This is a genomic window from Streptomyces sp. NPDC040610 (genome assembly GCF_055594065.1).
On the sequence record NZ_JBVIXA010000005.1, the window covers coordinates 1 to 24,557 of the forward strand.

A 24,557-nucleotide genomic window follows, 5' to 3' on the forward strand; every position below is an offset into this window, starting at 1 on the left:
TTTGGGAGAGAAGAACGACCAGGGGATGTTTCTGCCGCGTGCCCGGGGTTCCAACCCCATCACCGACCCCGCCGCAAACGGAAAATACCATCTCCCCCCCCCCCCCCCCCCCCCCCCCTTTCTCCCCCCCCCCCCCCCCCCCCCCCCCCCCCCCCCCCCCCCCCCCCCGGCCCCGAGGCGAACTCAGCGCTTGAGCGTGAACGTGAAGTCGTCGGAGACCCTGCCGCCCAGCTGGACGGCCGACACGGCCTTCCCCTCCTCGACCAGCCTCTCGACCTCGGCCCGGGCGAGACCGCACCCTTCAGCGATCAGCCGCACCGGCCGCACGGGTATCCGCGCAGCGAACCGGACCGAGACGTCGACGACCTCCCGGTCCAGGTGGTCCGATCCACCGGTGTCGAGGCGCCAGGCGCCGTCCCAGTCGAGGGCGACGCGATTGCGGCGCCGCAGCACCGGATCCTGGAGCAGTTCGGCCGCGAGGCCGGGGTCGTTGCCGTGCATCCGGTCGAGCAGCTCGGGCCGCACGGAGCGCACCCGCACCCGCTCAAGGACCGTGAGCTTCGCGGTCTCCCCGCAGCCTGCGCAGAGCACGAGCAGCCAGGCGTCGATGAGCTTGTGGTGCGCGTTGACGCGGAACTTCCCGTCGGCCCGGAAGCGCCCGGACGCGCACGTGTGGCAACGGCGGAGGACAAGTGGCAGGCAGGTGGGCATGACCACCCAGCGATTGAGCACAGAAGTACACCGATCTCAGTGAGAAATCCGCAGCAAAAAGGAGCGCGGCGCACAGACGCGACGCGCGACAGATCAGCTCTCGGGAGGTCTCACACGGTGTACAACGGCACGTCCTGACTCAGGCGACTTGGTCGGGCAGCACGGTAGGGGCGCACGGCCGCGCAGTTCCAGTGGTTTTCCCGACCGGACGGGCATCCGCGCCGCACGGTCGGCCGTACGTACTCCCGGCGGCCCGGTCGCGTGACGTGGCGCACTTTTGCAAGCGGTGTGCTTGCAATAGTTAGCGGGGTGGGTGCAGTATCGGAGCATGGCATCGCTCAACGTCGGCAATCTCGGGGAGTATCTGCGCGAACAGCGGCGCACCGCGCAGCTGTCGCTCAGGCAGCTCGCCGATGCCGCCGGGGTGTCCAATCCGTATCTGAGCCAGATCGAGCGCGGGCTGCGCAAGCCGAGCGCCGAGGTTCTGCAGCAGGTCGCCAAGGCGCTCAGGATCTCCGCCGAGACGTTGTACGTCCGGGCCGGGATCCTCGACGAGAAGGAGCGGGACGAGCTGGAGACGCGCGCCGTCATCCTCGCCGACCCGTCCATCAACGAGCGGCAGAAGCAGGTGCTGCTGCAGATCTACGAGTCGTTCCGCAAGGAGAACGGCTTCGCGACCTCCGCGTACGCGGACGGCAGCGCCGAGGAGGCGTCGTACGACGACGTCCGCGGCGCGAGCCCGGACACCGACGCTGACGGCTCCCGCACGGCCGACGGCAGTGATGCAGCACCCGCAGGCAAGCAACCCTCGGGGAAGCGGTCTTCGAGGAGCAAGAAGGCTTCCAGCAGTGACGAGTCCCCGGACAGCAGTGAGAAGTCCGCGGACGGTCGTGGGAAGCCCTCGGACCAGTAGTTCCCGAGCTGAAGCGAATCCGGGAGGACCATTCGCCATGCCCATCACCGACGACGTGCGCAAGACCATCACCGACCCCAAGCCCCTCTACTTCGTGGCCGGCAGCGCCGAACTGGCGTACCAGCAGGCCAAGAAGGTGCCCGGCCTGATCGAGCAGCTCGCCGCCGAGGCCCCGGCGCGGATCGACGCCGTCCGCAGGACCGACCCCAAGGAAGTCCAGGACAAGGCCGCCGCCCGCGCCAAGGAGGCGCGTGAGGTCATCCAGACCCGGGTCGGCGGGCTCATCAGCAACCTCGACACCGACCTGAAGAAGATCGGCGAGGGCGCCCAGGACCTCGCGCTGCGCGGCGTCGGCGTCGCCTTCGAGTACGTCGTCCAGGCGCGCGAGAAGTACGACCAGGTCGCCGAGCACGGCGAGCAGACCGTGCGCGCCTGGCGCGGCGAGGCCGCCGAGGAGCTCACCGAGCTGGCCGACGCCGTCGAGCCGGACCCCGAGGAGGCCGAGCAGTCGGCGCAGGCCGAGAGCGCGAGCGAGAACGGGGCCCAGGGCTCCGCCCGCAAGAGCACCGCGGCCAAGAAGACCGCCGCGGACAAGCCCGCCGCCAAGAAGACGACGGCGAAGAAGACCACGCCGCCCGCCAAGTAGGACGTCCGTCGACTGACGGGGCGTCGACTCGTCGGCGCCGCACCGGGCCGGGCACTCTCGGAGTGTCCGGCCCGTTGTTCGGGTAGCGGGTACGGTGACTGCGTACTTCGGGTAGGGACTCGCCGAGACTGGTGGTGGACGTTGTGCTGATGCAGGGGTTCTCGAACCTCATGTGGCTGCTGTCGCTGGCCCTGATCGCGTTCAGCGGTTTCGCGCTGCTCGACGCGGCGATCCGACGTGAGGACGCCTATCGCGCGGCGGACAAGAAGACCAAGCCCTTCTGGCTGATCATCCTCGGGCTCGCCTTCGTGGTGAACCTGATCTTCAACATCCTGTCGTTCCTGCCCATCATCGGCCTCATCGCGACCATCGTGTACATGGTCGACGTGCGGCCCGCGCTGCGGCAGATCACCGGCGGGGGCGGCGGCCGCCGAGGCTCCAGCAGCGACGGTCCGTACGGTCCGTACAACGGCGGACGCTGAGGGCCGCCTCGCGCCCCGAAGGGGCGCGGGGAACTGCGCGAACAGCCCCCACCGGCCCGCAGGATCGGAGCGCGCATCCCCAAGCGTTCAGCGAGCCCGGTCCAGGAGCAGTACCGCCACGTCATCCGTCAGGTCGCCACCATTGAGGTCCCTGACCTCGTTCACGGCAGCCTCCAGAAGCGCGTCGCCACGCAGGCCCGCGGCCATCTTGCGGCGCACCATCTCCACCATGCCGTCCTGCCCGAGCCGCTGGTTGCCCTCGCCGATCCGGCCCTCGATCAGGCCGTCCGTGTACAGCATCAGGCTCCAGCTGCCGCCGAGCTCCACCTGGCGGCGCGGCCAGCGGGCGCGCGGCAGCAGGCCGAGCGCGGGGCCCCCGTTGTCGTACGGAAGCAGCTCCGCGGGGCGCCCCGGGCGCGCTATCAGCGGTGACGGGTGCCCGGCCAGGCACAGTCCGGCCCGGCGGCCGTCCGGCGCGATGTCCACCGTGCACAGCGTCGCGAAGATCTCCTCGTCGGCCCGCTCGTGCTCCAGGACCCGCTGGAGCGTGGACAGCAGCTCGTCGCCGCACAGGCCCGCGAAGGTCAGCGCCCGCCAGGCGATGCGCAGCTCCACGCCGAGCGCCGCCTCGTCGGGGCCGTGGCCGCAGACGTCGCCGATCATCACGTGCACCGAGCCGTCGGGCATCCGCACCGTGTCGTAGAAGTCGCCGCCGAGCAGCGCGCGGGAGCGGCCCGGGCGGTAGTGGGCGGCGAAGCGCAGCGGGGAGCCGTCGAGGAGCGGGGTCGGCAGCAGGCCGCGCTCCAGGCGGGCGTTCTCCTGCGCGCGCAGCCGGGACTCGGTGAGCTGGCGCTGGGCCGCGTCGGCGCGCTTGCGCTCCACCGCGTACCGGATGGCGCGGCTGAGCAGGCGGCCGTCCAGCTCCTCGCGCAGCAGATAGTCCTGCGCGCCGACGCCCACGGCCTGCGCGCCGATCTCGGCGTCGCCGGACGCGGTGAGCGCGAGGACGGCGTGGCGCGGGGCGAGGCGCAGGACGTGCTTGAGCACGGCCAGCTCGTCGGGGGCGCCGTCGGTGTCGGCTGCGGTGTCGCGGTCCTTGCCGTTGGGGGGCTCGGGGCTGGGGGAGGTGCTGTGGTTGCCGGGGCTGTTGAGGCTGCTGGGGCTGCCGGAGCCGCCAGGGCTGCTGGAGCCGCGAGGACCACTGGGGCCACCGGAGCCGCCGGTGCCGGAGACACCAGAGCTGCCGGAGCCGCCCGCGGTGGCGCGGCCGGGCAGGGCCAGGTCCAGCAGGATGCAGTGCACGTCGTCCGTGAGCAGCCGCTCGGCCTCGGTGAGGTTGCGGGCGGTGCGGATGCGGATCGGTTTGCCCGCGGCGTCCAGGAGCTCGGGCACGCTCAGGGAGCCTGCCGGGTCCTCCTCGATCACCAGCAGGGTGAGCCCGGTGCCGTTGCCCACGGGGTCGCTGACCATGGGGTCGCTCCCTATGGGGTCGTCGTGCGCGAGGCCGTCGCGTACGGATGTGTCGCGTACGGGGGCGTCGCGAACCGGGTCGGTGCCCGTCTGGTGGGCGGTGGGGCCGGTGCCGTCGGTCGTCGGCGCCGCGTGTGCCTGACCGCCTTCCGCGGCCGGGATCGTCCTCTGCCGCGGTATGGGTACGGGCATCGTCTACATCCTTCCCTCCCCCCGAGGGCATGGCGGGGCGACGGTCGCACGCCCCACCAGACGGGGACCATAGCGTCACCCGGGGCGTGTGTGGAATGCCGTGCGGCACGCGGCCGAAGGCATATGCCGCATCCCGGACCGCATTTGGGCACGAACCCGGTCCGCCTGGGATGACGAACGTCACGCCGGGAGGGTTGAGCGGGGCGCGGGGCCGTGCGGTGGGTCACAGTGCGCGGCCCGCCCGGCTCACCCCCGCCGGTCCTGGCGGCTCACCCCGCCGGTCTCAGCGGTTCGCCCCGCCGCTCCCGGCGGCCCGCACGGACCACCCGGCCCACCCGGCCCGCCGCACCCGTCCTACTTGTCCGGCCGCACGACCCCGAGTATCTCCATCGACCCCGCCCCCGCGAGCGTCACGCTGCGCCCGGGCCGGGGCGCGTGCACGATCGCGCCGTCGCCCACGTACAGCCCGACGTGGCTCGCGTCCTTGTGGTAGATGATCAGGTCGCCGGGCCGCATGTTCTTCACGTCCACGCGCGGCAGCCGCTTCCACTGCTCCTGCGAGGTGCGCGGGATGCCCTTGCCCGCGGCCGCCCAGGCCTGGGACGTGAGTCCCGAGCAGTCGAAGGACTTCGGGCCCTCCGCGCCCCATACGTAGGGCTTGCCGATCTGCGCCGTGGCGAACGCGATCGCCTTCTTGCCGGGGGAGGTCGCCTTGCCGTTGGCGTCCTTGAGTATGCCGGTGTCCACCCAGGCCGACTGCTGTCTCAGCGCGGCCTCCTCCTCCAGCTTCCGCAGCCGCTCGCGCTCCTTCTTCTCCAGGCGCGACTCCAGCTTCTCGGCGGTGGCGATCTTCTTCTTGATCTTCTTCTTCGCCTCCGCCTTGGCCTTGCGGCCCGCCTCAAGCTTCTTCCACTGCGCGGAGGCGTCCTTGGCGTACGTCTTCAAGTCCGCCTGGGTGCGGCTCATTTCCGTGAGCATGGCCTTCGTCGCGTGCTGGCCCCGGCGCAGCCGTCCGGCGCCGTCCAGGAAGCGGCTCGGGTTGTCGCTGAGCATCAGCCGGGCCTCGTCCGGGACGCCGCCGCCCCGGTACTGCGCGCGGGCCGCGGCGCCCGCGCGGGCCTTCAGCCTGTCCAGCTTCGCCTGGCCCTTGTCGATGGATCTGGCCAGGCGGACGATCTCCTCCGACTGCTTCTCGGCCTTCTCCTCCGCGGCGTTGTACGCGTCCGTGGCCGTGCCCGCCTCGCGGTAGAGCCGCTCGATCTCCTTGCGGACCTTCTCCAGGGAGCCGTTCGACGGGGGAGTGGGCTCCGCCGGGCTCGCGAACGCCGTGCCGGGCGCGGCGAGGACCGCGGCCGCGCACGCGCAGACCAGTGCCACGGCTGTCGTCGAGTGCCTCTTGCCGGTCACGCCCGCCACCCCCAAAGCTGATTTACCGTCAGTAACTTCCCGGTGTTCCCGGGATGGTGCCACGCCGGTGCCGAATGCGACAGAGTCGCGCGACAACTCCGAACTCCCACCCGTCACATGTGACGAACCGCACGCGAAGATCGTTCCCCGCAGGTCAGGGGGTATGCGTGGCGCAATTCCGGCACGTGGGCCCGGGGGTGGCGCCCGCGCCGGGCCCGCCGCCGACCGCCGGGTTCAGCCCCGTCCCGGCGCCAACGCCCCCCACGCCACCGTCACTTCCCCCTGCCGCCACCGCGAACTCCGGTCGAGGACCGGCCAGTCCGCCGTCAGGTCCCGCACCGCCCGCAGCCACCGCTGTCGCGCCCCGTACGCCGCGTACGGCGCGGCCGCGGCCCACGCCCGGTCGAAGTCGCGCAGGAACGCGTGCACCGGCTCCCCCGGCACATTGCGGTGGATCAGCGCCTTCGGCAGCCGCTCGGCGAGGTCGGACGGGCGGTCGAGGGAGGCGAGCCGGGCCGCGAAGGTCACCGTGCGCGGGCCCTCGGGGCCGAGCGCGACCCACACGTGCCGCCGCCCGATCTCGTCGCAGGTGCCCTCGACGAGGAGGCCGTCCGGGGCGAGCCGCGCGCACAGGCGCTCCCACACGGCGGCGACCGCGTCCTCGTCGTACTGGCGCAGCACGTTGGCCGCGCGGATCAGCAGCGGCCGTGCGGGCAGCGGCACCTCGAAGCCGCCGTGCCGGAAGGTGAGGCCCTCGCGCGCGTAGGGGCGGGCTGCCGCCACCCGCTCCGGGTCGATCTCGATGCCGACCACGCGCGCGTGCGGGGCGGCGGTGCGCAGCCGCAGCAGCAGCTCGACGGCGGTCCAGGGTGCGGCGCCGTAGCCGAGGTCGACGGCGACCGGGTCGTCCGCGCGGCGCAGTGCGGCGCCGTGGGTGGCGGCGATCCAGCGTTCCATGCGGCGCAGCCGGTTGGGGTTGGTGGTCCCGCGCGTCACGGTTCCCACAGGTCGGGAGGGCGGACGGGGGGTGCGGGGGGCCATGAGGGCAAGCGTAAGCAAGGGGCGCGGGGAGAGGGGCAAGGTAATGCTTTGGCAAAGAGGAAATGGAGTTGGGGCTTCCGGTGTTGCTCCTCCAGGAGGCCCGCACCCGGCCTCCGCCTCGTCGTGCCCGCCGTCAAGGCACTGCCCGCCGTCAAGGCCAAGGAGGACCGCCACGTGAGCCACTACGTGACCAGGCTCGGGCGTCGCTCCCCAACCCCGTCCTACGCCAGGATCCGGCTGCCGGGCTCGTCCCGCCGCCCCCGCCGGGTGGCCATGCTCAGCGTGCACACCTCGCCGCTGCACCAGCCAGGCACCGGCGACGCGGGCGGCATGAACGTCTACATCGTGGAGCTGGCCAAGCGCCTGGCCGCGATCAACATCGAGGTCGAGATCTTCACCCGCGCCACCACCGGCGCCCTGCCGCCCACCGTCGAACTGGCGCCCGGCGTGCTCGTGCGCCACGTCGACGCGGGCCCCTACGAAGGCCTCGCCAAGGAGGAGCTGCCCGCCCAGCTGTGCGCCTTCACGCACGGCGTGATGCAGGCCTGGGCGGGCCACCGGCCCGGCCACTACGACCTGGTCCACTCCCACTACTGGCTCAGCGGCCACGTCGGCTGGCTGGCCGCCGAGCGCTGGGGCACCCCCCTGGTGCACGCCATGCACACCATGGCCAAGGTCAAGAACGCCGCGCTCGCCGAGGGCGACACCCCGGAGCCCACCGCCCGCGTCATCGGCGAGACCCAGATCGTGCGCGCCGCCGACCGGCTCATCGCCAACACCTCCGAAGAGGCCGACGAGCTCGTACGCCACTACGAAGCCGACCCCGGCAAGGTCGCCGTCGTCCACCCCGGCGTGAACCTGGACCGCTTCCGCCCCGCCGACGGACGCGCCGCCGCCCGCCACCGCCTCGGCCTCCCGCAGGACGCCCTGATCCCCCTCTTCGCGGGCCGCATCCAGCCCCTGAAGGCCCCCGACGTGCTGCTGCGCGCCGTCGGCGTCCTCCTGGAGGAGCGGCCCGAGCTGCGCTCGCGGATCGTCGTGCCCGTCGTCGGCGGGCCCAGCGGGAGCGGTCTGGCCAAGCCGGAGGGCCTGCAGAAGCTGGCCGCCCGGCTCGGGATCGCGGATGTCGTACGGTTCCAGCCGCCCGTCGGGCAGGAGCAGCTCGCGGACTGGTTCCGGGCCGCGTCCGTGCTCGTGATGCCCTCCTACAGCGAGTCCTTCGGGCTCGTGGCCATCGAGGCGCAGGCCGCGGGGACGCCGGTGCTCGCTGCCGCGGTGGGCGGGCTGCCCGTCGCCGTGCGCGAGGGCGTCACCGGGTTCCTCGTGTCCGGGCACGAACCCGCCCACTACGCGCGCGTGCTGCGCGAGTTCGCCGACTCTCCACAGCTTGTGGACCGCATGGGCGCGGCGGCCGCGCGGCACGCCGAGTCCTTCGGGTGGGGGACCGCCGCGTCCGCCACGGCCGACGTCTACACCGCCGCCGTGCACGATCATCGGCGTCACGTACGCTCGCACCATGGGTGACGTTGCCGGCGAGGCGCCTGACACGGTGGTCGAGCGGGTCCTCGACGAGGCCGAGCTGGAGTGGGAATCCCCCGAGCCGGGGGCGTACGTGGTCAAGCTGCCCGGCACGCGCAAGCTCTCCACGACCCTCTCGCTGCGCGTGGGCAAGCACTCGCTGTCCCTCAACGCCTTCGTGATCCGTCGTCCCGACGAGAACCACGAAGGCGTGCACCGGTGGCTCCTTGAGCGCAACCTCCGCCTGTACGGCGTCAGTTACGCCATCGACTCCCTGGGGGACGTCTACGTCGCCGGCAAGCTGCCGCTCGCCGCCGTCACCCCCGACGAGCTCGACCGTCTCCTCGGCTCCGTCCTCGAAGCGGCCGACGGCTCTTTCAACACCCTCCTGGAGCTGGGGTTCGCGACGGCGATCCGCAAGGAGTACGAGTGGCGCGTCGCGCGCGGGGAATCCACGCGTAATCTGGACGCGTTCACCCACTTGACCCGGCCGCGGTAGCCCGCGGGGGCTCGCCGTCGGCGTCTGCGGGCGCGTGGTCCCCGCCGCTCCGCGGCGGATCTCTCCCACCCGCCCGCCCGTTTCTGCCTCACAGCAGGGTGGACGCCGCCCGTGGGGGCCGTTCGCCGTTGGCGGCTGCGGGCTGCGGGCTGCGGGCTGCGGGCTGCGGGCTGCGGGCTCTGTCCACGCTGTGCCTGCAGGGCAATGGGGGGCACCTTCCCGTCCGGCCTCAACCGCTGTGGGCAATCGTCCCGCAGGGCGATAGGGGTCTCCCCTGCGCGAGCGAAGTCGAGAGCTTGGGGAAGGGCGGGCACAGCCCCGGCCGATGGTGCCCATAACGTCGGCAGCGCGAAGTCTTCCCCGGCGGGCAACCGCATGGCATGCTCCCGCCCAACGTAAACGTGAACTTCGTTCACGTACATATACGGGAGGCGGGCCGGACATGGGAGACCTCAGCAGACGCGGCATCCTCGGCGGAGCCGTCGCCGTCGCGGCCGCCGCGGCCACGGGCGGCGCAGCCACGGCGGTCACGGGAGCCCCGGCCGTCCCGGTGGCCCCGGCCGCCCCGGCGGGCGGAACCGCCGCCCTCTGGCGGGAGTTCAGTCAGGCCCCCTACACCCACCCCCAGATCCCCTACGTGGGACGAGCCGGAGCCCGCCGGGGCGCGCGGCGTCTGCGGCGGCCCGAGCGCGTGTTCCACGCTCACCGATACGGCGCCAGGCCCGACGCCCAGTCGAACGCGGCGCCCGCCATCAACCGTGCCCTCGCCGCCGCCGGAAGGGCCGGCGGGGGCACGGTCCAGCTCGCCCCGGGCACGTACCGGATCGACGACATCATCCGCATCGGGGACGACGACGTCGTCCTGCGGGGCGCGGGCAGCGGCCGCACGAAGCTGGTCGCCACCAAGAACCTGACCGACCTCGTCGGCCCCTACGGCAGCCGCTACGGCGGCGACAAGTCCAGCTGGTCCTGGGCCGGAGGCCTGATCTGGCTGTGCCCGCGCGACCGCCTGGAGAGCCTCACGACGGCCATCGGGGCCAAGGACTGGCCGTTCGAGGGCTGGACCGGCAACAAGCGCGACGAGTGGCGCACCCTCACCACGCTCGCCCCCGCCGCCCGCGGCTCCTGGTCCGTCCGCGTCGCCGACACCTCCCGGCTGCGCCGCGGCAGCCTCGTCCTGCTGCGCCTCGCCGACGACGCGGAGCACACGCTCCTGGAGCACATGGCGGGCGGCGGCCCGGGCCCGCGGGCGTACACCTGGGACGACAAGACGAAGCTGACGTCGTACGTGCCCTACGAGTGGCCCGTCAGGATCGCCCAGGTCAAGGGGCACACCGTCACCTTCGAGCGGCCCCTGCCGCTGGACGTCCGACCGGAATGGGACCCCCGCCTCACCACGCATGTCCCCGCGCTCACCGGCTCCGGAGTCGAGGGCCTCACCCTGGAGGCGGTGCCGACCCCGCAGTCCCCGCACCTGCTCGACAAGGGCCACAACGGCGTCACCTTCCAGTGCGCGTACGACTGTTGGGCCGACGACGTCCACGTGCGCCACGTGGACAACGGGTTCGGCCTGGTCGCCGCCTCCGCCTGCACGCTGCGCCGCACCTCCGTGGGCGGCCGCGGCGCGCACCACCCGTACTTCTGCCGCGAGGGCTCGCACGACAACCTGATCGAGGAGTTCCGGATCGAGCGGCGCACCGTGCCCGCGCCCGCCGGGACCCAGCTGCACGGCATCAACGTGGAGGGGCTCTCCTCGTACAACGTCTGGTCCCGGGGCGTCATGGAGATGGGGACCTTCGACACGCATCGGGGCATGCCGTTCGCCAACGTGCGCACCGAGATCACCGTCGAGAACGACGGGCGGCACGGCGGCGACGCCAGCGCGGGGCCCCTCTACGGAGCGCGGTTCGCCCACTGGAACGTCACCGTCACCAACCAGCGCGCCGGACTGGTCAAAATTGACGGCATCGCTCCGTACAGTGCCACGGTCGGCATCTCCCTGGTCCGCGAGTTCGACCAGATCGACGTACCGGACTTCTCCGGAGACCTCAATTCCCGTATCGAGGCGTACGGCTCACCGGGTTCCGTCCGGCCGCGCAACCTGTACGAGGCCCAGCGCACCCTGGGGGAGTGAGGCCGGGCTCAGCCGAAGGGGACCAGGCGGACCACGGTGACCGTGAGGACCGAACCCGACACGTAGTAGAGGACGATCGCGCCGCCGACCGTCGCCTCACGGCGGTCGCGCTCGGCGGCGTCCGTGGAGACGGCCGTCGAACCGTGCCCGTAGGGGTCGCGGCCGAGCGTGCGCTCCATCGCCGTCCGGAAGGCGTCCGCGTCGTTCATCTTGGCGAGGGTGTCGTCGGCGGGCGGCGCGTAGGTGATGCGGTACCTGCGGCTCCGGTGACGGCTCACGCGATGCTCCGCCTCTCTGCCTCGTCGGCGGCGAGCCGGTCGAGCAGGGCCTCGGCCTCGGGGTCGGGAACGGCCTGGAGCATCCAGTGCCGCATCACGGAGTGGATCTCGTCGACCCCGGCCTCGTTGATGGCCCGGTCGAACTCCGCGCGCCGGTCCTCGGGCAGGGCGGCGCGGATGTCCGGGATGGTGTTGGGGACGTCGACCTCCTCGCCGCCGATGAAGGTCTTCAGTGGTTCGGCCATGGTCGGGTCACTCTCCCTGGGGTCCCTGGGTGGGCCCTGCGCTGATCTCACGGTAGCGGCGGTCGGCGGCACCTTCGGGCGCCGGGACCAGGGGCGCGGCGGCCTCGGGCGCCGCGCCCTGTGCGCCCTGCGCGGGCGTGGGCGCCGGAACGTCGTGCCCCGCCACCCCGTCCTCCGGTCCCGCGGGAAGCCCCCGCATCAGACCCCAGTACCCGAGCGCCGCCGCCGTACCCACGAGCGCACAGCCGCCCCACAGCCACTCCGCCCCCAGCCGGTCGATCAGGAAGCCGGACATCAGCGGCGCCACGAGCCCCGCCACGGCCCACGACATCGTGTACATGCCCTGGTAGCGGCCGCGCCCGTGCGTCGGCGAGAGCCGCACGACCAGGCCCGTCTGGGTGGGCGCGTTGATGATCTCGGCGAGCGTCCACACCATCACCGTCAGCGCGAACACCCCGACCGAACCGGCGAACGCGGTGAGCCCGAAGCCGTACCCCGCCACGAGCGAGGACAGTACGAGGAGGCGCTGCGGGTCGCGGTGCTCGATGAACCGCGTCACCGGGATCTGCAGCACGACGATCATGACGCCGTTCACGGCTATGGCCAGGCCGTAGTCGCTCGGCGAGAAGCCCGCCTCGCCCATCGCCACCGGCAGGCCAAGGGCCCCCTGCTGGAAGATCAGCGCGACCAGGAAGGACAGGCCGACCACACCCATGAACCGCCCGTCCCGCAGGACCGTGCCGAGCCCGACCTCGCCCTCGGCCGCCGTGGTCGCCGCGCTGCGCTCCGGCCGGGACTCCGGCAGCTTCACGAACACCAGGACCGCGCACACCAGCGTCATCGCGCCCTCGACGAGGAAGCCCGCGCGGTAGCTGTACGAGGCGATGAAGCCCGCGCCCGCCGTGGAGACCGCGAACCCCAGGTTGATCGCCCAGTAGTTGAGCGAGAAGGCCCGCACCCGGTCCTCGGGCCGCACGATGTCGGCCAGCATCGCCTGCACGGCCGGACGCGAGGCGTTGCTCGCCATGCCGACCAGGAACGCGACGCCCGCGATCGCCACCGGGTGCGTCATGAACCCGAGCAGCGCCACCGACGCGGCCGTCGACACCTGCGCGATCAGCAGCGTGGGCCGCCGCCCGAGCCGGTCGGTCATGACGCCCGCGCCGAGCGAGGAGATGACACCGCCGAGCCCGTGCAGGGCGGCGACGAGGCCCGCGTACGTGGCCGAGTAGCCTTGCTCCACGGTCAGATACAGCGCCATGAAGGTGGCCACGAAGCCGCCCAGGCGGTTCACCAGGGTGCTGGTCCACAGCCACCAGAAGGCGGGTGGAAGTCCGGAGACGGACTCCTTGACGGCACGTCTCATGGCGACGAATGGCATGGATCCCCCGGGGTGGCACTGACGCTGCGTGTAAGTGGCGAAAACGGCAAGCACAACTTACGACCCACGGGAACCTCCCCGCCACTCGTTTGACGGCAACCGTCAATCGCTCCCGGGGGCGACCCCTCCGGCGGTTCGATTACGCTCAGAGGCATGGCCGACGCACCGTACAAGCTGATCCTCCTCCGCCACGGCGAGAGCGAATGGAACGCGAAGAACCTGTTCACCGGCTGGGTGGACGTCAACCTGAACGAGAAGGGCGAGAAGGAGGCGGTCCGCGGCGGTGAGCTGCTCAAGGACGCCGGCCTGCTCCCCGACGTGGTCCACACGTCGCTCCAGAAGCGCGCGATCCGCACCGCGCAGCTCTCCCTGGAGGCCGCCGACCGCCACTGGATCCCCGTCCACCGCAGCTGGCGCCTGAACGAGCGCCACTACGGCGCCCTCCAGGGCAAGGACAAGGCGCAGACCCTCGCCGAGTTCGGCGAGGAGCAGTTCATGCTGTGGCGCCGCTCCTACGACACCCCGCCGCCCGCCCTCGAGGACGGCACGGAGTTCTCCCAGTCCGCGGACCCGCGCTACTCCTCCATCCCCCCGGAGCTGCGCCCCCGCACGGAGTGCCTGAAGGACGTCGTCGTCCGCATGCTCCCGTACTGGTACGACGGCATCGTCCCGGACCTCCTCGCCGGCCGCACGGTCCTCGTCGCCGCCCACGGCAACAGCCTGCGTGCCCTCGTCAAGCACCTCGACGGCATCTCCGACGCCGACATCGCGGGCCTGAACATCCCCACCGGCATCCCGCTCTCCTACGAGCTGGACGCCGACTTCAAGCCCCTGAACCCCGGCGGCACCTACCTCGACCCGGACGCGGCGAAGGCGGCCATCGAGGCGGTCAAGAACCAGGGCAAGAAGAAGTAGCCCTCCTGATCATGCCCCTGGGCTGCGCGTTCGGCGCGGCTCGGGGGCATTTTCACGGCCTGGGCCCTGCTTGTCCGGATCGGTGCCTCGGAGCATCGCCTTCCGTGCCGGGGTGCTGACAGGCGGTGGGTCGCGCTGTCAGAGTCTTGGCGCGCAGCACCTTCGCGGGGTTCCGGCCGGACCCGTCCCTGTTGTTACCCGGTGACCGCCTTCTGCGGTGCCGGGCTCCCGGAGCACGACTCAGCATGCCCCGTCGGCGCGTTGCCGGGCCGGGGGCAGAGAGGGAAGCTCGATGGGCTCATGGCAGTGGAACGATCAGCAGAGGCCCACCAGCACGGTCGGTGTCAGGGCCACCCTGGGCGCGGTCACCATGAAGGACGACCCGCAGGCAGCACAGCGGCCGTACGTCTTCGTGCGCGGTCTGGACTCCCGGCTCCACGTCAACTGGTGGGACGGCAAGGCCTGGCACTGGAGCGACCAGGGCACGCCCAGCGGGCGCAGGGTCGTCGAGAGGGTCGGCGCCGTCACGGTTCAGGACAATCCGACCGCGATGCAGCGGCCGTACGCGTTCGTCATCGGCGATGACTCGAAGCTGTACGTGAACTGGTGGGACGGCTCCAAGTGGCAGTGGAGCGACCAGGGCACACCCGGCAACCGCCTGATCCGCGAAGGCGTCGGAGTCGTCAGCGTCCAGGACAACGCGAACGCGGCCCAGCGCCCGTACGCCTTCGTGATCACCGATGACTTCCGGCTGTGGGTCAACTGGTGGGACGGCTCCAAGTGGAACTGGAGCGACCAGGGCGCACCGCCGAGCCGCACCATCTCGCGCCCCCTCGGGGTCACCACCATGCGGGACAACCCGAACGCCTTCACGCGCCCGTACGCCTTCGTCATCACCGACGACTCCCGGGTCTGGGTCAACTGGTGGGACGGGTCGAAGTGGAACTGGAGCGATCAAGGGGCCCCGTCGGGGCAGCCGGTGAAGAAGGGCGCCGGCGTCGTCAGCGTCCAGAACGACCCGAACGCGGTGGAGCGGCCGTACGCCTTCGTCCAGGGGTACGACTCGAAGCTGTACGTGAACTGGTGGGACGGCTCCAAGTGGAACTGGGCGGCCCAGGGCGCACCCAGCGGGCGGCTCATCCTCGACTCCGTCGGCGCCGTCACCATGAAGGACAACCCGAACGCCTTCACCCGCCCCTACGTCTTCGTCATCGGAGACGACTCCAAGCTGTACGTGAACTGGTGGGACGGCACCAAGTGGAACTGGGCGGCCCAGGGCACCCCCACCGGCCACGTCGTCGAGCGCCCCGGTGAAGCCGTCACCGTCCAGGACAACCCCAACGCGACGCAGCGCCCCTACGCGTTCGTCATCACCGACGACTCCGCCCTCGGCGTCAATTGGTGGTCCCTGCCGTAAGGCACGGCCCTCAGGCGGGCCCTGGACGGACGCGGGGCCCCACCCCGGCGTGCGACCCGGGGGCGCGTGGCAGGGGGCGGACGGCGGGCGGCAGCATGAGGCGAACGGCCACGCGCGCGTGCGCCGTTGACGCGCCCCGGAGCCCCGGGCGTGCAATGGAGGGGCAGGCAGTACGTCTTCGCAGTACGCCTTCGAGGTTTCGAGGTTTCGAGGAGGAGACACATGGCCGAGTCCCCCAAGACCGACACCTGTGCCGACGGTTGTCAGTGCGGTCCTGGCTGTAGCTGTGGCTGCCAGTCCGGCGGCGCGTGCCAGTGCGGCGGCGGTTGCGGCTGACGCAGCGCGAAAGGGGTGGGCGCACAGGCTCTCGCGCCCACCCCGGTGCCCACCGGCAGGTGCTACGCGCCCTCGACGGGCACCGAGCCCGGCTGGATCTCGTCCGCGTGCTCACCCGTCACCAGGTACACGACGCGCTTGGCGACGGACACCGCGTGGTCCGCGAAGCGCTCGTAGTAGCGGCCGAGGAGCGTCACGTCGACGGCCGTCTCGATGCCGTGCTTCCAGCGGTCGTCCATCAGGTGCTGGAACAGCGTGCGGTGCAGCAGGTCCATCTCGTCGTCGTCCTGCTCCAGCTGCAGCGCCAGGTCGACGTCCTTGGTGATGATGACCTCCGCCGCCTTCGCCATCAGGCGCTGCGCGAGCTGGCCCATCTCCAGGATCGTCGCGTGCAGGTCGCGCGGCACCGCCGACTCCGGATAGCGCAGCCGGGCCAGCTTGGCCACGTGCTGGGCCAGGTCGCCGGAGCGCTCCAGGTCGGCGCTCATCCGCAGCGAGGTGACGACGATCCGCAGGTCGGTGGCGACCGGCTGCTGCCGCGCCAGCAGGGCTATCGCGCGCGCCTCCAGCTCGTGCTGGAGGTCGTCGACCTTCTGGTCGGCGGCGATCACGCTCTCGGCCAGCTTCAGATCGGCGTCGAGCATGGCCGTGGTGGCGCGCCCGATCGCCGACCCGACAAGACGGGCCATTTCGACCAGGCCCTCGCCGATCGAGTCAAGTTCCTCGTGGTACGCGTCACGCATGTGGCTGTCCCTCTCTCGTACGTCACAGGGGCTCACCCCCACGCTCCCACGGTGGCGGCCCGACGCGTCCGTTTAAGTCATCTCAAATGAATCAACCCTGTCGCCAAGGTGAACTATGGGCGACGGAGTCCCGCCGCCCGCCCGATGCGCCACACTGCACCAGGGGCCCCGTGAGGCGACCCGCGCTCCACCCCCGGATCGCGTGCCGCACACCGGAATCCGCCGGTCCAACGGGTCGCCCCGCCGAAATGAACCACTGCCGTCCCCACAGTGAACTCTGAGCGACGAGTGTTCGAGCGGCCACCCGGATGGCTGTGGCCGGTACTCCGACCGCGCATAACCTGGAGGCATGGACGTGAACGCGGCGGTCGCCGCAGCGGCAGCGATCGCCGGGGTGTGCACCGGTGTCATCGCCATGCTGGCGTTTCGCTGGAGCGAACGCGACCAGAAGAGGCCCACCCGGACATCCCTGCACACGGACGCGGTCCTGCCCCCCGGCGTCGACACGGTCCTCTCCGTGCTGCGCTCCTCCGCGGTCGTCCTCGACGAGGCGGACAGCGTGGTCAAGGCGAGCTCCGCGGCGTACGCCCTCGGACTGGTGCGCGGCGGCAAACTCGCCGTGGAGCCGATGCTGCAGATGGCCAGGGACACCCGGCGCGACGGCGAGATACGACAGGTCGAGCTGGACCTGCCGCGCCGGGGCACGGGCCGGGGGGACGCGCTCGCGGTCTCCGCGCGGGTGGCGCCCCTGGGCTCCCGCCTGGTCCTGCTGCTCGTCGAGGACCTCACGGAGGCCCGCCGCATCGAGGCGGTGCGCCGCGACTTCGTGGCGAATGTCAGCCATGAGCTCAAGACGCCGGTGGGGGCGCTCTCGCTGCTCTCCGAAGCCGTCATGGACGCCGCCGACGACCCCGAGGCCGTCGAGCGCTTCGCGGGCCGGATGCAGAACGAGGCGACCCGCCTGACCAACCTCGTGCAGGAGCTCATCGACCTCTCCCGGGTGCAGAACGACGACCCCCTGGAGGACGCCGAGCCGGTGCGCGTCGACGAGCTGGTGGCCGAGGCCATCGACCGCTGCCGGCACCAGGCGGGCACCAAGCAGATCACCATGGCCGCGACCGTCGGGAGCGCCGCCGCGCCCTCCGCCGAGAGCGGCACCGGAAGCCGGACGGCGGTCTCCGACCTGCACGTCTGGGGCAACCGCGGCCAGCTCGCCGCGGCTCTCGGCAACCTCGTCGAGAACGCCGTGAACTACTCCCCGGCCCGCACCCGGGTCGGCATAGCGGCCCGCCGGGTCACCGCACCGGGCGGCGACCACATCGAGGTCGCGGTCACCGACCAGGGCATCGGGATCTCCGACAAGGACAAGGAGCGCATCTTCGAGCGCTTCTACCGCGTCGACCCGGCCCGCTCGCGCGCCACCGGCGGCACCGGTCTCGGTCTCGCCATCGTCAAACACGTGGCCGCCTCGCACGGCGGGGAGGTCACCGTGTGGAGCTCGGAGGGACAGGGCTCCACCTTCACCCTGCGCCTGCCCGAGGCGGGCGCGACGCGCGACCGCGGCGCCGGGCACGGCCTGCCGAACGGCGCGCACCAGGGCGCCAGGCCCGACGACACAACCGCATACGAACCCATTCCTGCCGCCCCGGAGGTCCTTCCGTGACCCGAGTGCTCGTCGTCGAGGACGAGGAATCCTTCAGCGACGCCCTGTCGTACATGCTCCGCAAGGAGGGCTTCGAGGTCGCGATCGCGGCCACCGGACCCGACGGACTCGACGAATTCGAGCGCAACGGCGCCGACCTCGTCCTGCTCGACCTGATGCTGCCGGGCCTGCCCGGCACCGAGGTCTGCCGTCAGCTGCGCAGCCGCTCGAACGTGCCGGTGATCATGGTCACCGCCAAGGACAGCGAGATCGACAAGGTCGTCGGCCTGGAAATAGGAGCCGATGACTACGTCACCAAGCCCTTCTCGTCCCGCGAACTGGTGGCCCGCATCCGCGCGGTCCTGCGCCGCCGCGGCGAGCCCGAGGAGGTCGCCCCGCAGGCCCTGGAGGCGGGCCCGGTCCGCATGGACGTCGACCGCCACGTGGTCACCGTCTCCGGCTCCAAGGTCGACCTGCCCCTGAAGGAGTTCGACCTCCTGGAGATGCTGCTGCGCAACGCGGGCCGCGTCCTGACCCGCATGCAGCTCATCGACCGCGTCTGGGGCGCCGACTACGTGGGCGACACCAAGACCCTCGACGTGCACGTCAAGCGCCTGCGCGCCAAGATCGAGCCCGACCCGGGCGCACCGCGCTACCTGGTGACGGTCCGCGGCCTGGGCTACAAGTTCGAGCCGTAGACAGCGGCCACGCGCGCGTGCGTCCCGACGACGGCCACGCGCGCGTGACGGGGCGGAACAGAGCGAAACGGAAGGGCGGGAACCCCTCGGGGTTCCCGCCCTTCCGCGTGCTCTTCTCAAGCCGTCCCGCGTACGCGACCTCGGCGCGAGGCCGCGTACGGGAGTACGTCAGTGCTGGGCGGCGCCGTCGTGCTCGGCCTCGCCGGACGGCGTGGTGCCCGTGCCCTGCGCGGCTTCGCCGCCCTCGGCGCCGTCAGCGCCCTCGGCGTCCCCGGACGGCGTGCCCGACGGGTTGCCGGAGGGCGACCCCGAGGGCTTGCCCGACGGCTTCCCGGACGGCTTGCCGGAGGCGTCGCCCGAGGGCTTGGCGTCCGGGGCCTTCGGGAGCTCGCTCGGGCCCCACTTCTTGAAGTAGCTCTCGGCGGGCACGACGAACGTCTTCAGCTTCACGTCGCCGGTCTTGCTGAAGGCGAAGGTGACCGGCTGCGCGTTGCCGTCCTGGACGGACTCGCGGCTGCTGGGCAGGACCGCGGCGGCGTTGTCCTTGCCGCCGATGACGATCGAGCCGCCGGCCGGGATGGTCAGACCGCCGCCCTTGCCCTTCTTCTCGCCCTTGGCGGGGCTCAGCTCGGCCGTCTTGCCGGTGCCGTCGACCTTCACCGATTCGAGGGTCTGGGCGGTGCGGCCGTTGTTGAAGACCGTCGCGGAGACGATGGCGGGGCCCGTCGACTCCCGGTCGGGCTGCGTGATGATCATGGCGTTCTGGATCTTGATGTCGCCGACGGCGGTCGCCGCGTTGTCCGGCTTGATCTCGATCGTCTGGGCGTTGTTTCCGGCACCGCAGGCGGTGAGCGTGGCGAGCGAGAACGCGAGGGCGGTGGCGGCGATGGCGCCGCGTCGAAGGCTGCGGCTCACGGCGGCGGCAACTCCTAAACGTGGGCGGTACGGAGGGGGCGGGCGGCCTTGACGCCGTCCTGGCGGGCGACCGTAAAGCCGCCCTAAGGGTGTGTCAGCGGGCTTAGGTTACCGAGCCGTTCCCGCGCCACCGCACCCGACCCGCCCCTCGGAGCCGCGAGCCTCCCCGTGCCCCCGTCCGGCGCTCGCGCCGCACCCCGCTCCATGGCCTCCCCATGGCCTCCCCATGACCTCGCTCCGGCCTCCCGCGACCTCCCGTGCCCCACCCGTTCCCTGGCCCGTTCCGTATTCGTAAATCCGCGGTCGGCGGTGTTCCGGCGATTTTCGGATAAGGAAATGCGGAGGGGGCCGGGAAATTGATCAGTGGATGACGCACGGGACCTGCCACCGGGTGGATCGGAGCGCGCTTCCGGCGCACCGGCGCTCGTGCTTCTTGATCAATTCCGGATTCGCGCCGGACCCGCCTCCGGGGTCGTCGCGAACTGATCCCGAACGCGTCCCTGGCGTCGTCTCGTACATGTCACCGCGTGCCGAACGGAGTAGCGGAAGTTCACCTACGGGAACCTGGCAAACCGGGACGTTCGTCCCCTTGCGGCGCTCTCCCGGGGCGCGTAACGGGGGTGTTTCCCTGTCCCCGGACAGCCGCTCCCACCTGCGAATACCCCCTTCCGCAGCCCCCGCGCAGCACGTTCCTGTTGCTGTTGTCAAGCCCCGAGATATGCCCTGACCTGCGAAAACGCCATTCAGAAGACGCCGTATCCGTGTTACCCTGGATAGCCACGGAAGGGGTACCTGTCACATGACGTTCAAGGTTGGCGACACCGTGGTCTATCCCCATCACGGGGCCGCGCTGATCGAGGCCATCGAAACTCGCCAGATCAAAGGCGTGGACAAGACCTACTTGGTGCTGAAGGTCGCCCAGGGCGACTTGACGGTACGTGTGCCAGCGGACAATGCGGAGTTCGTCGGTGTGCGTGATGTGGTCGGCCAGGACGGCCTCGACCGGGTCTTCGAAGTACTGCGCGCGCCGTACGCAGAAGAGCCCACGAACTGGTCGCGTCGTTACAAGGCAAATCTTGAGAAGCTTGCCTCCGGCGATGTCATCAAGGTCGCGGAAGTCGTCCGTGACCTGTGGCGTCGGGAGCGTGAGCGCGGACTGTCCGCCGGTGAGAAGCGCATGCTCGCCAAGGCCCGTCAGATCCTGGTGAGCGAGCTGGCCCTCGCGGAGAACACGAACGAGGACAAGGCCGAGGCCCTGCTCGACGAGGTCCTCGCGTCCTGAAGTCCTGACCGACGCAGCGCGACGCCACACCACCTGGCGTGCGTCCCGGGACGAACAAGACAGCGCACATTGCCGCGGTGCCCGCCGACTCCTGAAAGGTGTTGCCGGGCACTGCGGCATGTTCGTACCCGAAAGCGGGCAGCCTTCGGCCCCGGTACGCGCATGCGCGTACCGCCGGTCTTCACCGCCGGTTCGCGTGTACGGAAAGATCCCCCGGTACTTTGGCGTGCCGGGCTCGGGCAGCTGGCTCGACCAGATGTCACGGAAGGGTCCGGTCAAGGCGTCGCGCCCGGCACTCCCCCAACCTACGGTCGGGGGTACGCCCAGGCCATACCCATGTCGGCCGAGCACACAAACCTGAACGGAACCGATGTCTGACGCATCTTCTGTGGCGGGCCCCCGCACCGCCGCCGTCATCCCCGCCGCGGGCCGCGGCGTCCGGCTCGGCCCCGGCGCCCCCAAGGCCCTGCGCGCCCTGAACGGCACGCCCATGCTCATCCACGCCGTGCGCGCGATGGCCGCGTCCCGCGCCGTCTCGCTCGTCGTGGTCGTGGCCCCGCCGGACGGCGCCCCCGAGGTCAAGACCCTCCTTGCCGACCACGCCCTGCCCGAGCGGACCGACTTCCTCGTCGTGCCCGGCGGCGCCACCCGCCAGGAGTCCGTGAAGCTCGGCCTCGACGCCCTGCCGGACACCATCGACATCGTCCTCGTGCACGACGCGGCCCGCCCCCTGGTCCCCGTCGACACCGTCGACGGCGTCATCGAGGCCGTCCGCGACGGGGCGCCCGCCGTCGTCCCCGCGCTGCCGGTCGCCGACACCGTCAAGGAGGTCGAGCCCGGCCCGCCCGGCGAGCCCGAGCCCGTCCTCGCCACCCCCGAGCGCGCCCGGCTGCGGGCCGTGCAGACGCCCCAGGGCTTCGACCGCGCCACGCTGCTGCGCGCCCACGAGGCCGCCGTCGTCGGCGAGGGCGCCACGGACTGCGCGGGACTCGTGGAGCGGCTCGGCGAGCCCGTCGTGCTCGTGCCCGGCCACGAGGAGGCGTTCAAGGTGACCAGGCCCCTCGACCTCGTCCTCGCCGAGGCCGTACTCGCCCGCAGGAGGGCCAACGATGGCTTCTGAGCCGACCCCGGCGGTCCCGTCGCCGGTCCCGTACCCCCTGCCGCAGGTCGGCATCGGCACCGACATCCACGCCTTCGAAGAGGGCCGTGAGCTGTGGTGCGCCGGGCTGAAGTGGGAGGGGGAGGGGCCCGGGCTCGCCGGGCACTCCGACGCGGACGTCGTCGCGCACGCCGCGTGCAACGCGCTGTTCTCCGCCGCGGGCCTCGGCGACCTCGGCGCCCACTTCGGCACCGGGCGGCCCGAGTGGGCCGGGGCGTCGGGGCTCACCCTCCTCACGGAGGCCGCGCGGATCGTCCGCGAGGCCGGGTTCACCATCGGCAACGTCTCCGTTCAGGTGATCGGAGACCGGCCGAAGATCGGCAAGCGGCGCGAGGAGGCCCAGAAGGTCCTCTCGGACGCGGTCGGCGCCCCCGTCTCTGTGTCCGGCGCCACCACGGACGGCCTCGGCTTCCCCGGCCGCGGCGACGGGCTCGTCGGTATCGCGACGGCACTCGTGGTCCGTACGGGCTGAGAGCGGGCCGAAACCCGCCCCGCCCCATGGTGCGGACTCGCGCGATCCGATAGGGCTACGACTCGTCCAGCGATCAACCAGGCCGAGGAGTGAGCCATGTCCGCCGTACTGTCCGAAGATCTCAAGTCCCTGCTCGACACGCCCGTTTTCGTCACCGTCGCCACCATCCAGCCCGACGGCAGTCCCCAGCTTTCACCGGTCTGGGTGACGCGCGACGGCGACGACGTCCTCATCTCCACCACCCTCGGGCGGCGGAAGGAGAAGAACCTGCGCCGCGACCCGCGCGTGACGGTGCTTCTCCAGCCCTTCGACGCCCCTTACACGTACGCGGAGATCCGCGGCACCGCCCAGCTGACCACCGAGGGCGGCCAGGAGCTGATCGACGAACTGTCGCGGAAGTACACGGGCAAGGACTACGCCGACTTCAACCCGGCGGCCAAGGACGACGCGCAGCGCGTGGTCGTCCGCGTGACGCCCCGCAAGGTCGTCGGCCGCATCTGACGGACCCGAACGTCACGGTTCGTGCCCCGTGTCCCCAGTGTGCGCGGGGCACTGCCCGGCGCCCACTACCCTGGAGTGGTGACGATTCGCCTGTACGACACCAGCGCCCGGCAGATCCGTGACTTCAGCCCCCTCGTCGAAGGCTGTGTCTCGATCTACCTGTGTGGCGCCACGGTGCAGGCGGCCCCGCACATCGGACACATCCGGTCGGGCCTCAACTTCGACATCATGCGCCGCTGGTTCGCCCACCGCGGCTACGACGTGACGTTCATCCGCAACGTCACGGACATCGACGACAAGATCATCAAGAAGTCGGCCGAGCAGGGCCGCCCCTGGTGGTCCATCGGCTACGAGAACGAGCGCGCCTTCAACAGCGGCTACGACGTCCTCGGCTGCCTGCCGCCCACGTACGAGCCGCGCGCCACCGGCCACATCACCGAGATGATCGAGATGATGCGCGGCCTGATCGAGCGCGGGCACGCCTACGAGGCCGACGGCAACGTCTACTTCGACGTGCGGTCGTACGAGGGCTATCTGGAGCTGTCCAACCAGGAACTGGACAACCTCCTGCAGCCCGAGGGCGAGGGCGAGACCGGCAAGCGCGACCCGCGCGACTTCGCCATGTGGAAGGCCGCCAAGCCGGGGGAGCCCAGCTGGGAGACCCCCTGGGGCCGCGGTCGCCCCGGCTGGCACCTGGAGTGCTCGGCCATGGCCCACAAGTACCTGGGCACCGAGTTCGACGTCCACGGCGGCGGCATCGACCTGATCTTCCCGCACCACGAGAACGAGATCGCCCAGGCCAAGGCCTTCGGCGACGCCTTCGCGCGGTACTGGGTGCACAACGGCTGGGTCACCATGAGCGGCGAGAAGATGTCGAAGTCGCTCGGCAACTCCGTGCTCGTCTCCGAGATGGTCAAGCAGTGGCGCCCCATCGTCCTGCGCTACTACCTGGGCACCCCGCACTACCGCTCGATGATCGAGTACAGCGAGGAGGCCCTGCGCGAGGCCGAGTCCGCGTTCGCGCGCATCGAGGGCTTCGTGCAGCGCGTGGTGGAGAAGGCCGGGGGCGTGGTCGAGCCCGCCGCCGAGGTGCCGCCCGCGTTCGCCGAGGCGATGGACGACGACCTGGGCGTCCCGCAGGCCCTCGCGATCGTCCACACCACGGTCCGGCAGGGCAACTCCGCGCTCGCCGCCGACGACAAGGAAGCCGCCATCGCCCGCCTCGCCGAGGTGCGGGCCATGCTCGGCGTCCTCGGCCTCGACCCGCTCGACCCGCACTGGGCGGGCGGCGACGGCGACAGCGGTGAGACCGGTTCCATCAACCACATGCACGGCGTGGTCGACACCCTCGTACGCCTCGTACTGGAACAGCGCGAGGCCGCCCGCGGCCGCAAGGACTGGGCCACCGCCGACGCCATCCGCGACCAGCTCGGTCAGTCGGGCCTCGTCATCGAGGACAGCCCGTCGGGCCCCCGCTGGACGCTCGGTCCGCGCTAGCGCGGACCAGACGCTGATGTGCCGCCCGGGGACTCGGGCGGCACACTGCATATACGACGACTT

General features: G+C 71.5%; 24 protein-coding genes. 15 read left to right on the forward strand and 9 right to left on the reverse strand.

From position 1 onward, the window contains the following. Positions 1 to 183: 183 nt before the first annotated feature. Positions 184 to 732, reverse strand: a complete 549-nt coding sequence (locus ACZ6AA_RS18750) for a DUF1062 domain-containing protein (protein ID WP_471458988.1) — start codon at positions 730 to 732, stop codon at positions 184 to 186. A gap of 307 nt (positions 733 to 1,039) precedes the next feature. Between ACZ6AA_RS18750 and ACZ6AA_RS18755 the strand changes: the two genes are divergently transcribed. From ACZ6AA_RS18755 to ACZ6AA_RS18765, 3 genes are all read left to right on the forward strand, one after another. Continuing rightward, positions 1,040 to 1,624, forward strand: a complete 585-nt coding sequence (locus ACZ6AA_RS18755; protein ID WP_468457509.1) for a helix-turn-helix domain-containing protein — start codon at positions 1,040 to 1,042, stop codon at positions 1,622 to 1,624. A 37-nt stretch (positions 1,625 to 1,661) separates the two neighbouring features. Continuing rightward, positions 1,662 to 2,270: a hypothetical protein gene (locus ACZ6AA_RS18760; protein WP_471458990.1), complete on the forward strand. Its 609-nt coding sequence runs from the start codon at positions 1,662 to 1,664 to the stop codon at positions 2,268 to 2,270. A gap of 149 nt (positions 2,271 to 2,419) precedes the next feature. Continuing rightward, on the forward strand, positions 2,420 to 2,752 hold the full coding sequence (locus ACZ6AA_RS18765; RefSeq protein ID WP_164328415.1) for a DUF2516 family protein: 333 nt from the start codon (positions 2,420 to 2,422) through the stop codon (positions 2,750 to 2,752). An 87-nt stretch (positions 2,753 to 2,839) separates the two neighbouring features. Here the strand turns inward: ACZ6AA_RS18765 and ACZ6AA_RS18770 are convergent, their stop codons facing one another. The 3 genes from ACZ6AA_RS18770 to ACZ6AA_RS18780 form a co-directional block, all read right to left on the reverse strand. Continuing rightward, positions 2,840 to 4,222 (reverse strand): PP2C family protein-serine/threonine phosphatase, encoded by a 1,383-nt coding sequence (locus ACZ6AA_RS18770; RefSeq protein WP_471459434.1) that lies wholly within the window; start codon positions 4,220 to 4,222, stop codon positions 2,840 to 2,842. 546 nt (positions 4,223 to 4,768) lie between these two features. Beyond that, entirely contained in the window at positions 4,769 to 5,830 is a 1,062-nt protein-coding gene (locus ACZ6AA_RS18775) for a C40 family peptidase (protein WP_468457505.1), read from the reverse strand. A gap of 225 nt (positions 5,831 to 6,055) precedes the next feature. Further along, positions 6,056 to 6,862, reverse strand: coding sequence for a class I SAM-dependent methyltransferase (locus tag ACZ6AA_RS18780; RefSeq protein ID WP_471458992.1), 807 nt, complete (start codon positions 6,860 to 6,862; stop codon positions 6,056 to 6,058). Positions 6,863 to 7,036: 174 nt separating this feature from the next. On the opposite strand from ACZ6AA_RS18780, the gene mshA reads away from it, so the two are divergent. The 3 genes from mshA (at position 7,037) to ACZ6AA_RS18795 (ending at position 11,013) form a co-directional block, all read left to right on the forward strand. Then, on the forward strand, positions 7,037 to 8,386 hold the full coding sequence (gene mshA / locus ACZ6AA_RS18785) for a D-inositol-3-phosphate glycosyltransferase (protein WP_471459436.1): 1,350 nt from the start codon (positions 7,037 to 7,039) through the stop codon (positions 8,384 to 8,386). Then, positions 8,379 to 8,879 (forward strand): type III secretion system chaperone family protein, encoded by a 501-nt coding sequence (locus ACZ6AA_RS18790; RefSeq protein WP_471458994.1) that lies wholly within the window; start codon positions 8,379 to 8,381, stop codon positions 8,877 to 8,879. Before mshA ends, ACZ6AA_RS18790 begins: the two co-directional genes overlap by 8 nt. A gap of 442 nt (positions 8,880 to 9,321) precedes the next feature. After that, positions 9,322 to 11,013 (forward strand): glycosyl hydrolase family 28-related protein, encoded by a 1,692-nt coding sequence (locus ACZ6AA_RS18795; protein ID WP_471458996.1) that lies wholly within the window; start codon positions 9,322 to 9,324, stop codon positions 11,011 to 11,013. 8 nt (positions 11,014 to 11,021) lie between these two features. Here ACZ6AA_RS18795 and ACZ6AA_RS18800 read toward each other — a convergent pair whose 3' ends face one another. From ACZ6AA_RS18800 to ACZ6AA_RS18810, 3 genes are all read right to left on the reverse strand, one after another. Next, positions 11,022 to 11,222 (reverse strand): hypothetical protein, encoded by a 201-nt coding sequence (locus ACZ6AA_RS18800; protein WP_385715145.1) that lies wholly within the window; start codon positions 11,220 to 11,222, stop codon positions 11,022 to 11,024. Between the two features lie 65 nt (positions 11,223 to 11,287). Further along, positions 11,288 to 11,536: a hypothetical protein gene (locus ACZ6AA_RS18805; protein WP_016645027.1), complete on the reverse strand. Its 249-nt coding sequence runs from the start codon at positions 11,534 to 11,536 to the stop codon at positions 11,288 to 11,290. Between the two features lie 7 nt (positions 11,537 to 11,543). Further along, positions 11,544 to 12,917 (reverse strand): MDR family MFS transporter, encoded by a 1,374-nt coding sequence (locus ACZ6AA_RS18810; RefSeq protein WP_468457497.1) that lies wholly within the window; start codon positions 12,915 to 12,917, stop codon positions 11,544 to 11,546. 153 nt (positions 12,918 to 13,070) lie between these two features. On the opposite strand from ACZ6AA_RS18810, the gene ACZ6AA_RS18815 reads away from it, so the two are divergent. Further along, positions 13,071 to 13,832 (forward strand): phosphoglyceromutase, encoded by a 762-nt coding sequence (locus tag ACZ6AA_RS18815; RefSeq protein WP_030362183.1) that lies wholly within the window; start codon positions 13,071 to 13,073, stop codon positions 13,830 to 13,832. A 292-nt stretch (positions 13,833 to 14,124) separates the two neighbouring features. Next, on the forward strand, positions 14,125 to 15,249 hold the full coding sequence (locus ACZ6AA_RS18820; RefSeq protein WP_471458999.1) for a PLL family lectin: 1,125 nt from the start codon (positions 14,125 to 14,127) through the stop codon (positions 15,247 to 15,249). A 398-nt stretch (positions 15,250 to 15,647) separates the two neighbouring features. Here the strand turns inward: ACZ6AA_RS18820 and phoU are convergent, their stop codons facing one another. After that, positions 15,648 to 16,328: a phosphate signaling complex protein PhoU gene (gene phoU / locus ACZ6AA_RS18825; protein WP_468457493.1), complete on the reverse strand. Its 681-nt coding sequence runs from the start codon at positions 16,326 to 16,328 to the stop codon at positions 15,648 to 15,650. Positions 16,329 to 16,677: 349 nt separating this feature from the next. On the opposite strand from phoU, the gene phoR reads away from it, so the two are divergent. Further along, positions 16,678 to 17,991, forward strand: a complete 1,314-nt coding sequence (gene phoR, locus ACZ6AA_RS18830) for a two-component system sensor histidine kinase PhoR (protein WP_468457491.1) — start codon at positions 16,678 to 16,680, stop codon at positions 17,989 to 17,991. Beyond that, positions 17,988 to 18,668 carry a two-component system response regulator PhoP gene (gene phoP / locus ACZ6AA_RS18835; protein ID WP_030362171.1) on the forward strand — a complete coding sequence of 227 codons (681 nt, stop codon included), beginning with the start codon at positions 17,988 to 17,990 and terminating at the stop codon, positions 18,666 to 18,668. Before phoR ends, phoP begins: the two co-directional genes overlap by 4 nt. A gap of 168 nt (positions 18,669 to 18,836) precedes the next feature. Here the strand turns inward: phoP and ACZ6AA_RS18840 are convergent, their stop codons facing one another. Further along, the gene (locus ACZ6AA_RS18840; protein WP_471459002.1) at positions 18,837 to 19,583 is read right to left on the reverse strand and encodes a copper chaperone PCu(A)C domain-containing protein; all 747 of its coding nucleotides are present in this window, start codon (positions 19,581 to 19,583) and stop codon (positions 18,837 to 18,839) included. A gap of 799 nt (positions 19,584 to 20,382) precedes the next feature. Between ACZ6AA_RS18840 and ACZ6AA_RS18845 the strand changes: the two genes are divergently transcribed. From ACZ6AA_RS18845 to cysS, 5 genes are all read left to right on the forward strand, one after another. Then, positions 20,383 to 20,865 (forward strand): CarD family transcriptional regulator, encoded by a 483-nt coding sequence (locus ACZ6AA_RS18845; protein WP_003953493.1) that lies wholly within the window; start codon positions 20,383 to 20,385, stop codon positions 20,863 to 20,865. 370 nt (positions 20,866 to 21,235) lie between these two features. Beyond that, a complete protein-coding gene (ispD, locus tag ACZ6AA_RS18850) occupies positions 21,236 to 21,985 on the forward strand; it encodes a 2-C-methyl-D-erythritol 4-phosphate cytidylyltransferase (protein WP_471459004.1) in 750 nt (249 codons plus the stop codon). Next, positions 21,975 to 22,496 (forward strand): 2-C-methyl-D-erythritol 2,4-cyclodiphosphate synthase, encoded by a 522-nt coding sequence (ispF, locus tag ACZ6AA_RS18855; RefSeq protein WP_468457485.1) that lies wholly within the window; start codon positions 21,975 to 21,977, stop codon positions 22,494 to 22,496. Before ispD ends, ispF begins: the two co-directional genes overlap by 11 nt. A gap of 96 nt (positions 22,497 to 22,592) precedes the next feature. Next, positions 22,593 to 22,997: a PPOX class F420-dependent oxidoreductase gene (locus tag ACZ6AA_RS18860; protein ID WP_468457483.1), complete on the forward strand. Its 405-nt coding sequence runs from the start codon at positions 22,593 to 22,595 to the stop codon at positions 22,995 to 22,997. Positions 22,998 to 23,075: 78 nt separating this feature from the next. Next, positions 23,076 to 24,494: a cysteine--tRNA ligase gene (gene cysS / locus ACZ6AA_RS18865; protein WP_468481242.1), complete on the forward strand. Its 1,419-nt coding sequence runs from the start codon at positions 23,076 to 23,078 to the stop codon at positions 24,492 to 24,494. The last annotated feature ends 63 nt before the right edge of the window (positions 24,495 to 24,557 follow it).